At 33.7% G+C, this 15,850-nt stretch carries 12 protein-coding genes and 3 pseudogenes; 7 read left to right on the forward strand and 8 right to left on the reverse strand.

Going from position 1 to position 15,850, the window contains the following annotated elements; genetic code table 11:
- Positions 1–44 precede the first annotated feature (44 nt).
- The 4 genes and pseudogenes from ACQH2Q_RS03160 to yidC form a co-directional block, all read right to left on the reverse strand.
- Positions 45–985: pseudogene (locus ACQH2Q_RS03160) on the reverse strand (IS5 family transposase).
- Positions 986–1,157: 172 nt separating this feature from the next.
- Positions 1,158–1,640 (reverse strand): transcription antitermination factor NusB, encoded by a 483-nt coding sequence (gene nusB, locus ACQH2Q_RS03165; protein WP_007549265.1) that lies wholly within the window; start codon positions 1,638–1,640, stop codon positions 1,158–1,160.
- Positions 1,640–2,068, reverse strand: coding sequence for a 6,7-dimethyl-8-ribityllumazine synthase (locus tag ACQH2Q_RS03170; RefSeq protein WP_006279647.1), 429 nt, complete (start codon positions 2,066–2,068; stop codon positions 1,640–1,642). Before ACQH2Q_RS03170 ends, nusB begins: the two co-directional genes overlap by 1 nt.
- Complete coding sequence (yidC, locus tag ACQH2Q_RS03175; RefSeq protein WP_264723739.1) at positions 2,046–3,755, reverse strand: membrane protein insertase YidC; 1,710 nt, start codon at positions 3,753–3,755, stop codon at positions 2,046–2,048. The genes ACQH2Q_RS03170 and yidC overlap by 23 nt, the downstream gene beginning before the upstream one ends.
- A 134-nt stretch (positions 3,756–3,889) precedes the next feature.
- On the opposite strand from yidC, the gene ACQH2Q_RS03180 reads away from it, so the two are divergent.
- Positions 3,890–4,405 (forward strand): TIGR02281 family clan AA aspartic protease, encoded by a 516-nt coding sequence (locus ACQH2Q_RS03180; protein ID WP_425383354.1) that lies wholly within the window; start codon positions 3,890–3,892, stop codon positions 4,403–4,405.
- A gap of 6 nt (positions 4,406–4,411) precedes the next feature.
- Here the strand turns inward: ACQH2Q_RS03180 and secF are convergent, their stop codons facing one another.
- Positions 4,412–5,287: a protein translocase subunit SecF gene (gene secF / locus ACQH2Q_RS03185; protein ID WP_264339180.1), complete on the reverse strand. Its 876-nt coding sequence runs from the start codon at positions 5,285–5,287 to the stop codon at positions 4,412–4,414.
- A gap of 358 nt (positions 5,288–5,645) precedes the next feature.
- Between secF and ACQH2Q_RS03190 the strand changes: the two genes are divergently transcribed.
- Both ACQH2Q_RS03190 and ACQH2Q_RS03195 read left to right on the forward strand, forming a co-directional pair.
- Positions 5,646–6,971, forward strand: a complete 1,326-nt coding sequence (locus ACQH2Q_RS03190) for an IS4 family transposase (RefSeq protein ID WP_264339118.1) — start codon at positions 5,646–5,648, stop codon at positions 6,969–6,971.
- A gap of 14 nt (positions 6,972–6,985) precedes the next feature.
- Positions 6,986–7,264 (forward strand): annotated as a pseudogene (locus ACQH2Q_RS03195) (IS4 family transposase); the annotation flags it as partial.
- A gap of 5 nt (positions 7,265–7,269) precedes the next feature.
- Here ACQH2Q_RS03195 and ACQH2Q_RS03200 read toward each other — a convergent pair.
- The 3 genes and pseudogenes from ACQH2Q_RS03200 to ACQH2Q_RS03210 all read right to left on the reverse strand — a co-directional run.
- Positions 7,270–8,334: pseudogene (locus ACQH2Q_RS03200) on the reverse strand (IS4-like element ISWen1 family transposase); the annotation flags it as partial.
- Between the two features lie 57 nt (positions 8,335–8,391).
- Positions 8,392–9,300, reverse strand: a complete 909-nt coding sequence (locus ACQH2Q_RS03205; RefSeq protein WP_425383355.1) for a hypothetical protein — start codon at positions 9,298–9,300, stop codon at positions 8,392–8,394.
- 173 nt (positions 9,301–9,473) lie between these two features.
- Entirely contained in the window at positions 9,474–11,600 is a 2,127-nt protein-coding gene (locus ACQH2Q_RS03210; RefSeq protein WP_425383356.1) for a cytochrome c-type biogenesis CcmF C-terminal domain-containing protein, read from the reverse strand.
- Here ACQH2Q_RS03210 and ACQH2Q_RS03215 point away from each other — a divergent pair.
- The 4 genes from ACQH2Q_RS03215 to ACQH2Q_RS03230 all read left to right on the forward strand — a co-directional run bounded on the left by ACQH2Q_RS03215 (position 11,521) and on the right by ACQH2Q_RS03230 (position 15,848).
- Entirely contained in the window at positions 11,521–11,709 is a 189-nt protein-coding gene (locus ACQH2Q_RS03215; RefSeq protein ID WP_022626229.1) for a hypothetical protein, read from the forward strand. The genes ACQH2Q_RS03210 and ACQH2Q_RS03215 overlap by 80 nt on opposite strands.
- 80 nt (positions 11,710–11,789) lie before the next feature.
- Positions 11,790–13,025, forward strand: coding sequence for a hypothetical protein (locus ACQH2Q_RS03220; RefSeq protein ID WP_265023825.1), 1,236 nt, complete (start codon positions 11,790–11,792; stop codon positions 13,023–13,025).
- Between the two features lie 114 nt (positions 13,026–13,139).
- The gene (locus ACQH2Q_RS03225; RefSeq protein ID WP_264339174.1) at positions 13,140–14,465 is read left to right on the forward strand and encodes a dihydroorotase; all 1,326 of its coding nucleotides are present in this window, start codon (positions 13,140–13,142) and stop codon (positions 14,463–14,465) included.
- A 198-nt stretch (positions 14,466–14,663) separates the two neighbouring features.
- On the forward strand, positions 14,664–15,848 hold the full coding sequence (locus tag ACQH2Q_RS03230) for a dicarboxylate/amino acid:cation symporter (RefSeq protein ID WP_155968759.1): 1,185 nt from the start codon (positions 14,664–14,666) through the stop codon (positions 15,846–15,848).
- The last annotated feature ends 2 nt before the right edge of the window (positions 15,849–15,850 follow it).

Genomic DNA, 15,850 nt, shown 5'->3' on the forward strand with positions numbered 1-15,850 from the left:
CTTTGTTGCATCGCTCTTCGGATAGTAGGTAACGCACAATAAATTTATGAAGCTATCTCAAATTTAGCCATACCAATATCAGTGAACTTATTGAGCAAATAGCATTTAACAAGTAGTTCCTTCTCTCTATTTGTCTCAGATTTATTCCTAAAACTAAACCCGAATGTTTGTTTCAGTCGCGAGAAAAAACTTTCTATATAAGATCTTTTTCCGTAGTTTGTTTGCCTTTTCCACCTCTTCATTCCATCTTCGCTGCATGATTTTATTAGTCTAATTGCAGCATTTCTCTCAGCCATATAGTCTAACTTTGGATGCTCTGCTGCGTTGTTTTTCGGAGGAATTTTCGTTTTTATACCATATTGATTACACAGCTTATAGAGCTTTTCTCTGTCATATGCCCTATCTGCATATAGTACTTTTATGACATACTGAAAATCGACTTCTTTTAGCAAATCACAAGCTCCATAGTGATCAGCCGTTACTGTATTTTACAGCTATGGCTTTTTTGCTGTTTGTATTCAACATTACATGCAATTTTCTTGTCTGTTCATAGCTGCGATACTTTCTATCTTCGCTATTTTCTTTGCTATGACCAGGAGTGTTGTTGTATATACTAATTCCTGTACTGTCTATAGCAATTTCGATATCTTCCATATTATTTTCTGCAACCATTGATCTTAATATTGAGTTTCTTAAACCTTCTTGATGATTGTGAATAGCTGATAACTTGCAAATTTTTCCCAATTTGCTCAAGGTATCCTGCTATAAACCCAACTGTTTGCCTCAGGCCTATTCTAAATAAACAAGTTATTATGTGCACCAAAATTACAACTTTATCGCTATAAATATTGTTGCCACCTGGTATTTTTGGACCATTCTCGTACCACTTTTCTATGGCTTCGTTGATATAATGAAAAATATTTCCTCTTTTTTCTAGAAATTTGTTATATTCGCTATGGTTACTGACCCTCATTTTTTGTGGCATATTTTTTCTTTCAAGGTTAAATGGCTATTTTATAATGAATTTTGTCAGTAGCCACCAGATTTTTTCAGTTGCTATGCAACAAAGCCATTCCAGTGTCAAGAACTGGGATCTGGTAGACAATGTTCATACAGCAGCTACTCGGATGACACCTTGTGCTTGCTGGCTATAATTGCTAAGGATTTTTATTTAATTTAACTGCATCTTTTGCCTTATCCAATAACCCATTAATAAAACCTATTTCGCTTGGTTTATCAAGTAAATCAGATGCAATGTTAGTATATTCATTAATGACAACTGGAACTGGCGTATCACAATTAGCTAACTCACATATTGCAACACGCAAAATAGATAAGCTTATAAGATTTAACCGTGAAAGGGACCAACTTGGGTGTAAATAAGACTCTATTATTTTATCATATTCTTCACTGCTTTTTATAACCTTATATAACAAGTTTTCTAAGAACTGATGTTCAAATTCTTCACATTCAAATATATCTTTCAACTTATTTATGTAGTCCTTAAGCTCACAATTTTCCAGTTTAAAAGTGCTTTTGTTGTAACCTACGAAAATATTTGAATAAGCAATTTGTACAGCAAGAAATCTTGCCGTGCTTCTTTTTATGCGCCACTTTTTATCTACTGGTTTTTCCTCCATTATTTTAATTTATTGTGTAAATCTATCATACGCAAAACAGTTGAGGCTGCATGGCCACCAACGTTCTTTTTGTTTTTATCAGCTCTAACTAGTGCTTTATCTTTGCTGTCAGCGGTAATTACACCCATACCAAGGGGTATTGCATAATGCATAACAACCTCATTTAAGCCTTCAATTACTCCTTTACAAACATATTGATAATGATCGGTTTCACCGCGAATTACGCACCCAAGAGCTAAATAACCATCATAATTAGTATGCCCACTCTTGACTGCAAAAAGAATTGTAGCTGGTATCTCAAATGTACCAGGAACCTCAACTACATCGTAACTGGCATTACTGCCTTTTAATTTATCAATTGCACCTTCAAGCAAAAGGTTCGCTATTTCAGTATAATAAATCGAATTAACTATTAGTATTCTCGACATTTACTACCACTTTTTTTGTTAAAAACAACTTTATTAATGACTGTTGAATTAGAGTTATAATATTACTAAATATCCAATATATTACCAGGCCGGCAGGAAAAGAAGAAAAAATAAAGACAGAAATGTAAGGTAAAAACTTCATAACATTTACTTGAATATCATCTTTACTGGTTTGATCTTTCTCACTTAGCTTCTGCTGAATTATCATGGTGGCACCGAAAATTATAGGTAAAATGCCTATAGAAATAGGAAAGTTATAATTAAACAACCCAAATAATGTAAAGATGTTCGTTGGGTCAGGAGCTGAAAGATCCTTAATCCATAAAAAAAAAGGAGCATGCCTCATCTCTATAGTAACAAATAATACTTTATATAGAGCAAAAAATACCGGTATTTGTATTAGCATGGGAAAAATGCTCGACATTGGATTTACGTTGTTTCTCTTAAACAATGCAATTGTCTCTTTATGCTGCTTTAAGCTGTCATTTTTATACAACTCTTTTATACGAGTTAATTCAGGCTGCAGGCTTTTTACCTTAAACATCGAAATATATGATCTATTAGATAAGGAAAGCATCAAAAGTTTGATTACTAAAGTCAGCAATAATATTGCTAAGCCAAAATTTTTTAAAACGAAGTTAAAATATTCAAGCAGTAAAAACACTGGTTTAGTTATAAAGTAAAGAACACCAAAATCTACAGCTTTATCAAACAGGGGTATATTGAGAGTGTCCTTATAAGAATCCAGTAAATTCAACTTTTTTGCTCCAGCAAAAAAATAATTCACATTAGAAACGCTTGCACCAGGAAGTATGCTCTTGTAAGGTTTGACAAAATCTACTTGGAATTTATCAGTATTATTAACGTTTGTGTGTTTAATGCTTACATTTATTTTATCAGATTTTTCAGGTATGATGGCTGTGAGCCAGTATTTATCAGCAAAACCAAACCAATTTTTTTCACTCGTGCTTGCTTTTATTAAATGTTTTTTGGAAATATCCTTATATGTCCACTCCTCTAGTTTATTATCAAATGCACCCAGTACTCCTTCATGGGATATCCAATAAGATTCGTTGATATTGTCACGTTTACGGTTAATTTTACCATAAGGAACCAAAACTACATTATCCTTTGTATTATTTTCAACAACTTGCTCAACTTTAAACATGTAATTATCGTCGAGGTTAATTTTCATTCTAAATAAAATGCCATTCTCATTGTCCCAAGATAAATTGACCTCTTTTTGATTAAGTTTATCTGCTCGCCAGACTGCTTTAGAATCTGGAACTTTAATCTTGTTACTCGGATCGAGCCACCCAAATTCTGCAAAATATACATCTTTTGATTCTGCAGGTGACAGTAACACCACTTGTGGAGAAGAAGAACTCGGTTCTAAGTGGTAATTAGTTAAAATTAAGTCATCAAACCTTGCACCTTTCAGAGAAATTGATCCTTTAATCATGTTATTGGTTAAACTAACCCTCTGTTCTCGAGTAGAATTAATAATTTCAGAACGATTTTGGTGTATTATAGGAGCAAGGTCGTTAAAAGATTCGATATGTTCAATATTTTCAATCAATGGCTGATTTTGGTTTGTACTAAAAAAATTATCATAAATAATACGCCAAGACACCATGATTAACATGGAAAGGATAGCTGCCAAAATTAAACTTTTTGCTTCTGACATGAAATTAAATCAAACATATCTTCTTAAAGTGTATACTAAATATTGTACTAAAACAATGAAATTTACTTATTTTTAATAATAACTTTTAACGCTGATCTTTAAAATTTATTTTAATAGCTTCAAATTTTAACAATATGAACGCGGTGAAAAATCTAGTTATTTGGTTGCTAATAATAGCCACTACTGCAATGCTTATTGATTCACAAAGGGACAAACTAAGCGACAGATTTCTCAGTACTTTTTTACCATATAAAGGAAGAATTCAAAATAGCGGTCAGAATAGTGGAAGTATTGAATTTACGAAGTCATATGATGGACACTTTTATATTCAGGCTCAAGTCAATGATCGCAATATAACGTTTTTGCTTGATACTGGAGCAACCGATATTGTTCTATCACAAAAAGACACATTACATGTTGGTATTAACTTACAAAATGTTCAGGATTTTAAAATATATGAAACTGCGAAAGGTCAAATAAAAGCTGGAGTGGTTCAAATACCTCAAGTTAAAATAGGAAATTTTTTGATTAATGATGTACAGGCAAGCGTTAACACTCATTCTATGTCTCATTCACTACTTGGAATGAGCTTTTTAAGGTATTTTCATTTCACTATAAGAGATAATAAGTTGATATTATACCGCGACTAAACACTTCTACAATCTACTTATCAAAGCTCTGTAGGTCAATATAGGAGCAGAAATAAATATTGCAGAACAAGTGCCAATCAAAATACCAAAAAAAATGATCAAGCTGAAGTCTCTCACTGCATCTGTGCAGATTAATACCAAAGGAAGAGCAGCAAGAAGGGTTGTACCAGAAGTTAATATAGTGCGAAATAATGTAGCGTTGATACTTGCATCTACTACCTCACTCATCCGCCCACTTTTACCACTCCTGCGATACTCTCGAATCCGATCATATATAATTACTGAGTTATTGATTGAATAACCAATGACAGTGAGGAGAGCTGCAACTGATGAAATATTAAACTCAATGCCAGTTAGGCTAATAAAACCAACAGTTAAAATCACGTCATGAATCAGTGCTGTTATTCCACTGAATCCACATTGCCAATTAAATCTAAACCAAACGTAAAAAAATATTCCAACAATCGCGATCAACATGGATAACATTCCTTCAAATATTTGTGTTGAGCTTATTTGTGGGCCAACATAGTCTATTTTACGATAGCTTATTGAGCTACCTAGCTTTTCTTCTAGTATGCTTTTTATCTTTTTGATTTTATCTTCATCTCCTTCATCTTTAAAACGCATGACTAAATTATCACCCGCTTTTGAACTCTGCACTGTAAAACCATTTTCTTTTAATGCATCGAGAATAGAGTGATTCTCATCTGAAGATTTTATCTCTATCAAAATTCCGCCTGCAAAGTCTATGCCTAAGTTCACTCCACGCAGTACAACAATGAGCATTGAAAAGATGATAAGAATAATGCTAACGAGTGCTGTCAAATTTCTATATTTACTAAACTTGATATTGAGGTTATCTGGAATGAGTCTAAGTGCCATGCTATTTACTTAAACTTGAATTTTATATACTTTTCAAAAAATTCACTAGTTTATTCTGTGATTGTTTGATTATGTCAATTTTTCCATCAGTTAATTCTTGTCTGTCAATTAAGTTCTATCTAGCTTGCATACTAACATTTTGAAGTACATTACAAAAGCGAAATACTGCCAATTTGGCCCATCATTTTATCTCTGCAAGCTTATCCCCCCCTTGCTATGTTAGCAACGCAACCTAAGCTAGGTTCCTTCATAGCAGTGTTAGGTACACCATACGCGTCAAGTTAAGGAAATAAAGGTATGAAAGAGATAGAATAATAAGGTATAAGTTCTCCCAGATATACTTTTAGTGAGAGAACCAATGAATAAAATAACTTGCTTATCAAAAAAGCTCAAAGAATTTTTTAATGAAAAAGCAGAGAAAATCTCAATTACAACAAGGTTTATAAAAAGAAAGAGAAAGCTAAAAGGTTCATCATTCGTAAAAGCCATGGTCTTGGGTAATATAGGAGTTGATAATTGTAGCGTAGAAACAATGTGTCAATTACTAAACGAGGACTCGATAGATATAACAAAACAAGGTTTGGATTTTAGATTTACTGAAGAAGCAGTGGAATTTATGAAAAGGATGTATAATGAATCTGTGATTCTCTTTAAAAATATCTTGCAAGTTGATTGCAAAATCTTACAGCAATTTAATAGTGTTAAATTATTGGACAGTAGCTATATTACTCTACCTAACAGTATGGAAGAGATGTATAAAGGTTATGGTACTAGCTACAGTGGCTATGAAAGCAATACTAAGTCTGGAATAAAGTTACAATTAGTTTTCGACTACATGAATCAGATAATAGACCAACTTAATTTAACGGAGGGGGTAAGATCAGACCAGGGATATAGGAAACATTTAAGTAATATATTAAGCAATGATTTGCTAATATCTGATCTCGGTTATTTTGTGCCAAGTTCTTTTAAACAAATCAATGAAATAGGAGCTTATTTCATAAGTCGTTATAAATCCGATACCAACATATATGATGTAGAAACAAATCAAAAAATGGAGTTATTAGAATGTTTAGAGGATAAGTTATTTTTAGAAAACGAGGTATTGTTAGGAAAAGAAGCAAAAATTAGAGTAAGAATTATATGTCAGAAACTAACTGAAGAACAGTCTATGGCCAGAAGAAGGAAAGCTAATAGATTAGCAAGATCGCAGGGATATACATCCTCTAAAAGAAATCAAAAATTGTTGAACTGGTCAATATTTATAACTAATGTTCCAGAAAATAAAATTAGTGCTGAGCAAGTATTAACGATTTACAGAGTAAGGTGGCAAATTGAGTTATTATTTAAATTGTATAAAAGCCATATCAGGCTTGATAAGCTAAAAGGAAAGCCATGCAGAGTATTATGTGAACTATATGCTAAATTGTGCGCAATTCTTATATTTCACGGCATAGTTGGTTGCACAGAAGTGAAAAAGAATACAGAACTTAGCTTAACAAAGGCATTTATTGAGCTAAAAAGGCGGGTTAGAGAGTTATTTTTAGTATTAACCAAAATTAATAGTTTAAAAGCATTTCTTAAAAAACTCACTATAACTTGGTCGCGATTTTCATTAAAAGACAAACGTAGAAGGGCTAGAGTATCCACTTTAACCTCTCTAAATTTGCTCACAATCTCTTAACTTGACGCGTATGATTATGTGAACTATATGCTAAATTGTGCGCAATTCTTATATTTCACGGCATAGTTGGTTGCACAGAAGTGAAAAAGAATACAGAACTTAGCTTAACAAAGGCATTTATTGAGCTAAAAAGGCGGGTTAGAGAGTTATTTTTAGTATTAACCAAAATTAATAGTTTAAAAGCATTTCTTAAAAAACTCACTATAACTTGGTCGCGATTTTCATTAAAAGACAAACGTAGAAGGGCTAGAGTATCCACTTTAACCTCTCTAAATTTGCTCACAATCTCTTAACTTGACGCGTATGGTTCACATAATACTCTGCATGGCTTTCCTTTTAGCTTATCAAGCCTGATATGGCTTTTATACAATTTAAATAATAACTCAATTTGCCACCTTACTCTGTAAATCGTTAATACTTGCTCAGCACTAATTTTATTTTCTGGAACATTAGTTATAAATATTGACCAGTTCAACAATTTTTGATTTCTTTTAGAGGATGTATATCCCTGCGATCTTGCTAATCTATTAGCTTTCCTTCTTCTGGCCATAGACTGTTCTTCAGTTAGTTTCTGACATATAATTCTTACTCTAATTTTTGCTTCTTTTCCTAACAATACCTCGTTTTCTAAAAATAACTTATCCTCTAAACATTCTAATAACTCCATTTTTTGATTTGTTTCTACATCATATATGTTGGTATCGGATTTATAACGACTTATGAAATAAGCTCCTATTTCATTGATTTGTTTAAAAGAACTTGGCACAAAATAACCGAGATCAGATATTAGCAAATCATTGCTTAATATATTACTTAAATGTTTCCTATATCCCTGGTCTGATCTTACCCCCTCCGTTAAATTAAGTTGGTCTATTATCTGATTCATGTAGTCGAAAACTAATTGTAACTTTATTCCAGACTTAGTATTGCTTTCATAGCCACTGTAGCTAGTACCATAACCTTTATACATCTCTTCCATACTGTTAGGTAGAGTAATATAGCTACTGTCCAATAATTTAACACTATTAAATTGCTGTAAGATTTTGCAATCAACTTGCAAGATATTTTTAAAGAGAATCACAGATTCATTATACATCCTTTTCATAAATTCCACTGCTTCTTCAGTAAATCTAAAATCCAAACCTTGTTTTGTTATATCTATCGAGTCCTCGTTTAGTAATTGACACATTGTTTCTACGCTACAATTATCAACTCCTATATTACCCAAGACCATGGCTTTTACGAATGATGAACCTTTTAGCTTTCTCTTTCTTTTTATAAACCTTGTTGTAATTGAGATTTTCTCTGCTTTTTCATTAAAAAATTCTTTGAGCTTTTTTGATAAGCAAGTTATTTTATTCATTGGTTCTCTCACTAAAAGTATATCTGGGAGAACTTATACCTTATTATTCTATCTCTTTCATACCTTTATTTCCTTAACTTGACGCGTATGATCATCACCACAGTCCGAACTGTCTTCTGAGTTCCCATCACTATCTGACCAATTGTTAACTTTCGGAAATTCTGAGCTTTTCTGTTCACCTTCAAAAGTCTGATTACTACCACCAGCGCCCTTTGTCAAATTTTCTTTACTTTCACAAGAACCATCTGAACCATAGCCCTCATTCCCTTTTGGATCTGAATCATCTGGATTACAATCAGAAGTTATTTCTGTATCTTCAGAAATCTGTTGATTATCACTTTCATCTAACAAACCACCATTTGTTGGATTACATACATTTTCTGTATATTTTTGATTATTTTGTGCTTCTATTTTCCTCTTCTTGTACAACGGTTCAAACTGATCAATTTCAATCGATCGTACTCGTTTCCTTGAAGGAAAGTCCTCTGGAATCTGATCCTCATCGTCAGAATTGTGACCTGAATCACAAATTACATGATCATTGCAGGTAGAATTATGCTCTACTGAATCAGTACTTTCAAAAATTTGTGGATTATTACTCACGTCTGGCAAATCACCTGATAAACCAGTCTGATGATTATTTTCACCTGCCCAACCATCAGTTGGTGTTGGAATGCATATTCCTGTATATCTTTGGCTATCAAGAGAATCATTAGTTAATTGTACTGCTGTATAAGTTGTCCGGTCATCCTCATCATCGGAACTAATACCTGAATCATGGCCATCACCTTCTTCAATCTTTTGAGTTTCTATATCGTGTTCATTTATTTCGCTCGACGAATCATAGTTGGAAGGGTTATACTGTTGATTAGGACGTTTAAAAATTTGATGCCAATCGCTGTAAGGCTCCTTAAAATCGAAAGCAGTGCGTATAGCTTTTTCCTTGTCTGATACCCCACCATTCATATTGTATAACCATTACTCACTAATCCCTTAGTGAATATCGTAATATATAGGTCTGTCAATAAAAAAATATAACTTTCTTTGGTTCTAACCTTTGCAAATCAGTATCTATAGCCCGGTAATTTCTCATATATTGCACTCTGGACCTAGGAGCGTTGTTAATAAATCCACGACAGCTAGACAACCTTCGCCCGTTTACTAAAAGGAAAAGCAGCAAAGAGCGAACCAAAAGCGATAAGAAAGGATCCAAGCCAGATTATAGACATTCCAGGTTTATAGTGCACTTTGGCTGCGATTTTGCTCTTACTCTTATCAATCTCTCCAATTACAACATAAATATCAGAAAATAAATTGTGGTAGATACTGCTTTCAACATTTTTCTGACCTTCCACAAGGTAAAATCTATATTCAGGGGTCATCTCACCTAATATCTTATTATTCAGCAAATTCCTGATATCCATTGTACCCCTCACTGCATGGAAATTTTTTTCTTTTATTAGCTCAATATTTCGTAAAGTAACTTTAAATTTATTGACTGTTATGCTATCCCCTATTTTTAAGTAATTTTCTTTTTTCTCCTGCCAACCAACCGAATATGCTATACCAAGCACTAGAATTGCCACTCCAGCATGAGCTGCCATCATTGCATAGTAGGATTTAGAAACTTTTCTTGCTAATAAAATTGATTCACCAAATGCTACCTTAAATAAACAAATTCTTTTACTGTATGCTTCTAAAACAAAGATTAATAATGCTATGGAGATAGTAATTGATAGCACAATTATTAGCTCCATGTGAAAAATAAACGGCAAAATAGCTGCAGCACTACAAAATGAAAATCTATATTCACGGAATATTGGCAATAGACTATTTCCCTGCCAACTGCAGTATTGCCCAATTATCGTGAGGGCTAGAATAGCCAGTGCAATAGGGTTAAATAAGGAATTATAGTATGGTGCTCCAACTGAAATTAATTCACCGGTTAAATATTCGAGCACTGTAGGGTATAAAGTGCCAACGAACACAATGAAAAAGGCAGTGATGAATAATAAATTGTTCATCAGCATCATCGTAAGGCGTGAAAAGAATCTTCTACCCTCTGTCACTTGAGTAGCAGGTTTCTTTTCAGATTCCAGTGTCAAGCATTGGAATGACATCGCAGACGTGTGATTTTTTCTCGTAAATACTACAAATATTACTAAGCTACTGACTGTAATTACACCAAGTAGAGCTAATATATATAGTCCATATCTTGGATCATCTGCAAACGTGTGCACTGAGGTAAGTATTCCTGAGCGGACTAGAAATGTTCCAGTCACACTCAATATAAAAGTTGTAAGCGTAAGTAAAATAGCAAAGTTCCTTAAAACATTGAAATTTCGCACCACGAGCAACAAATGTGTCAGCGCTACTGCAATTAGCCACGGCATCAAAGAAACGTTTTCCACTGGATCCCAAAACCAAAATCCACCCCACCCAAGTTCGCGATATGCCCACCAGCTACCTAAGCTGATGCCCAAAGTGAGCAGCGACCAAGAAATAAGTACCCAAGGCCTGACAATTTTAGCCCAAACATTTCCTTCAGTATTTAAAATTAATCCAGCTATAGAGAGCGAAAAAGGAACGCTAAATCCAAGGTACCCCAAATATAATATCGGTGGATGAATAGCAAGGCCTATATCCTGCAATATCGGATTAAAACCCAATCCATCTGTTTCAATGCCTGGCATTTTAGTGAAGGGGCTGGATTCAATTAAAGTGAACAGCAAAAAACAAAAGCAAATCAGCCCATGAGTGATAAGAGATATTTTTTTTAATTTACTACCATTAGTTCGTTCTGGTGTCATTCCAGTGCTTGACACTGGAATCCAGTTTTTATTACACTGCCATTTGATGTACTCATTTGCAATTAAATTGTCTGGATCCCAGTGTCTGGGCACTGGGATGACAGAAGAAGAGACTGGGATGACAGAAGAAGAGACTGGGATGACAGAGGGGGAAACTGGGATGACAGAAGGTATATAAATATCCATTAGTAATAAATACATGACAAGCACTAAGGTCCAAAGCAACATGGACCCTTCTTTGTTTCCCCAAACACCACAAATCTTGTAGATCAAAGGTTTTGTTGTGTGTGAGTGGTAGTATACGTTTTCAAGTGAAAAATCATTTGTAATGTGGCAGTAGATCAAAATAGCCATTGACACTGATACACAAAAAAATATGGCAGTGGTAATAAACCGACAAGAACTAAGCGGTAAAAACAAATATGTCAAAGACAATAAGCAGGCTAGCAATAGCAATATATTCCCAAGTTCAGGCATAAAAAATTATAGTTTTTATATAAACAATATTACTGATGACAAGTTAGAAGTTAAAGTGTTAATTGATGCTAGCATAATGCTCCCGTAGTTAGCTGTGCTAGTATTAATTAAAAATTAAATACTAAATCTTTATACTTTTATAGATAGCGTTAATATTGAGGTAACATTGTGGGTACAACTAAGATTAGTAAATTTCCATTCAATATAAAAGGTAAAGTGGCAAAACAACATGCCGAACCAATAATCGAAAAAAATCTCTATACTATTTTAGGATTCAAAGATATAGAAGATTTTGAAAATAAGACAAGTAAGCTTGTTAATAAAAAAGTTTGGCAATCATTTGTTGACTGCTTTGCAAAAGAAATAGATTATGCAGCAACCGAAAAAGTTGTAAAAAGCATCGTTTGTAACATTGCAAAGAGTGATCGCGGTGATGCTTTTACCAAAACTGAACATCTCATATTAAATGAAAAACAAGATAATAAAAAGAGAGAAAAAGCGATTAGAAAAGCTATTAGTATTTTGAGAAAAATCAATCCAGAAAAAGCCTTTAATGAACTTTCAGTAATAAAAAAACAAGCTGAAGATTTTTTACAAACCGATTTTTGTAAAGCACAGAGTAAATCACTTCAAGGATTTGCTCCCTCTGGTGGACAGCTCTTTGCGGAAACTCTGAAATATATAGAAACACTAGAAAGATTATCCGAAGTAAAAAAAGAAGGGCTAGTTAAAGATTTCTTGTTAAATCATGTTAGTTCATTGAATAAAAAGTATCCTAAATCACAAGGTAAAAGGGAAGATGCTATAACAATACTATCAAGTGATGAGTTGAAGAATTTTTACAATAAAGGTGTAGAAGAAGGAATATTACAACCAATGGCATCTTACAAAGAATGTAGAAACCTGTATGACAAAATGAACCAGATAAAAAATGAATCCAAAAGTATAATTAAAAGAGAAGAACGGGAAGAAAATTCGAAGAAAATAGATAAGTCGATAGTCAGCGCGATTAATGACATAAAAAAACATAGAGAAGCAATCCTTAACTGTAAAGACTTTCAAAGTTCTTACATAAAAGAGAAAAAAGAACATCCATTTAGAGGCAACGCATGTCAAAAAATGATTGATATATATCAAGAGAGAATTGTTGGATATCAGGAGAAAATTCGTCAAAACTTAAACCAAATAAAAGCGATATTAAAAAGTGCGCCGCAAGAAATGGATGAAGAATTAGAGGAAATAATCGATGGTATACATGAAGCAAAACAGTTCGATGAAGATTTTGATTCAGCTTTAATTTGTTTATCGAACATGCAGAATGAGCCAGATATTCAACTGGAAAATCCTCCAACAGAGCTAAGAGTTTCACACATTAACGTTAAAACTAAGCTAATTAGGTTATAAGGGCGGGATTTTTGGGATAATTTTAATTCAAGACAGCTCTTAGTCTGTGTTTTAATTTGGTTGTGTTTTATTAAAAAAACTTTAGATTTATTGCATAATTGATACTCAAATATAATGACTCAAACTTGGAATTTGTTGCAAACAGGGCAAAAGGAAGGCTATAAAATTGCGTATACTAATGCTCGTATTATCGACCCAGAAACTAAACTTGATATAAAAGGTTCGCTATTGACTGAAGGGGATAAAATTGTTGATTTTGGCGAATCATTATTTTCAACAAGTGGAGTTGATGAAACAATAGACTGTAAAGGGCTTGTTCTAATGCCAGGCCTTATTGACATTCACGTACATTTTCGTGAACCAGGCCAGGAACATAAAGAAACTATATATACAGGCAGCAAATCTGCAGCTGCGGGGGGAGTTACAACTGTAGTTTGTCAGCCAAACACTGTTCCAGCAATTGATAGCGTTATTTTGGCTAAATATTTGAAATATAGAGCACTTGAAACTTCACATGTAAACGTTGAATTTTACGCTAAAATCACCACTTCGGAAGAACACCTGACTGAAATGGCACTTTTAAAGGAAGCAGGTGCGGTTGGGTTCACCGATGATGGCATGCCAGTTATGAACCCAATGATTATGAGACAGGCGCTGCTTTATTCAAGTATGCTGAATGTTCCTATTGCTCAACATGCAGAAGATTTAAATTTATCAGCAGGTGGTGCAATCAACGAAGGTAAAATTTCTGAAGAATTGGGAGTAAAGGGGATCTTAAGTGCGTCAGAATCGGTTATGGTAAGTCGCGATATACTGCTCATGAAAGATATGGAGAATGTGCACTACCATATTCTACATGTCTCTTCAAAAGATTCACTTGATGCTATTAAACGTGCAAAAGATTTGGGATTAAATGTTACGTGCGAAGTAACCCCTCATCACTTCACTTTGACTGAAGATATAGTAAAACAACATGGGGCAATTGCAAAAATGAACCCGCCACTTCGCACTGAAGAAGATCGTTTAGCTATGGTTGAAGGTTTAAAGACAGGTGTGATTGATTGCATTGCAACCGATCATGCTCCGCATGATCGTAGTTCTAAAGATCTGCCACTTGAAAATGCTGCATTTGGTATTGTTGGTCTTGAAACAATGCTGCCCCTTTCACTTGAACTCTATCACAGTGGGCAAATGGGTCTACTTGATGTGCTCGCAAAATTGACATATAAGCCTGCAGATATAATACACATACCACGTGGTCGTATACAAAAAAACCTTGCTGCAGACTTAATTTTAGTTGACCTCAATCATGAATGGGAAATTAAAACTGACAACTTTGCTAGTAAATCAAAGAATTCTCCTTTCGATGGTCGCAAAGTAAAAGGACACGTAGTACGTACTGTTGTGTCCGGCAAAACTATATACTCGCAGAAGAGTTAGTTATCATATCTTATCTATTCCAATTTGTTATCACCAGAATGGGCTAAGTGCACCTAAATTTAAATTAAGAAATCTTACACTGTCTCCGAATAAACACATCCTCTTATCTTTCCCTAATCTGTAAAGTTATTTTGTCTATCAATCTGATTCCAAAACAGCAAAATTATTGTATAATGTTACTTTGAAGTTTTATTTTCAATGCACAAGTTTGCAATACTTTTTTCTATACTGCTTGCAATAGTTGCTTACTACCTAAACAATGAAATCATATTTGAAATAGCAAAGCTATTTAGTGATATCTTTATCAGCTTGCTCAAATTAATAAGCTTACCTCTGGTTTTTTTATCCATAGTTTCCACAATTTCCGGGCTCAAAGACTCAATTGAAATCAAAGTCTTAGTTAAGAAAACACTATTTTATACTCTGCTTACAACTATTATAGCTGCGTTTGTTGCATTATCGTTTTATTTGTTAATAGATCCAGCAAGAAAAAATTTCATAAGTAATACAATAGGGAGTATTAACAGCAATAACCACAGTTATTTTTCATATTTAAAATCACTCATTCCTTCTAATTTTGTGCAAGTTTTTCTTGAAAATAATATGATTGGTAGCATATTAATCGCTTTTTTGATGGGTGGAGCTATTGTTTCACTTTCAAAAGAAAAGCAGGATATATTACATCAAATATTCTCTGCACTTTTTGATACGCTACTTAAAATTGCTCAGGGGTTACTAAAATTCATTCCGCTTGCTGTGTGGTCCTTTATCACATGTTTTTTGCATGAATTAAAAGGCGGTAGTGAGTTCTACAATCTTTTATGGTATTTTGTTTGCATAATGTCTGCAAATTTTGTGCAGGCATTTCTGATTTTACCGCTATTTATGTGGTATAAAGGCATATCACCAATTCAAACGCTGAAAGGGGTTATGCCAGCACTCACACTTGCGTTTTTTTCTAAATCATCCAGTGCAACATTGCCAACAACTATAGAATGTGTGCAGAACAAGCTAAAGGTGCCAAAGAAATTATCGTCTTTTATTTTACCAATATGCACAACAATTAACATGAATGCATGTGCTGCATTTATACTAATCACTGTAATGTTTGTTGCAGAAATGAACGGATACGTATTTTCCTTAAGCGAAATGTTGATATGGATTTTTTTAGCTACAGGGGCTGCAATTGGTAACGCTGGAGTGCCGATGGGGTGCTATTTTATGGCAACCAGTTATCTCATGTCGATGAATGTTCCTCTGCATATTATGGGACTGATTTTGCCTATTTATACAATCATCGATATGTTTGAAACTGCAATAAATGTGTGGTCTGATGTTTGTATCACTCAGATAATTAATAAAGAATGTAATAGTGAAACTTAAAA

The sequence above is a fragment of the Wolbachia endosymbiont (group A) of Melieria omissa genome (genome assembly GCF_964031125.1).
GTDB classification, from domain to species: Bacteria; Pseudomonadota; Alphaproteobacteria; order Rickettsiales; family Anaplasmataceae; genus Wolbachia; species Wolbachia pipientis.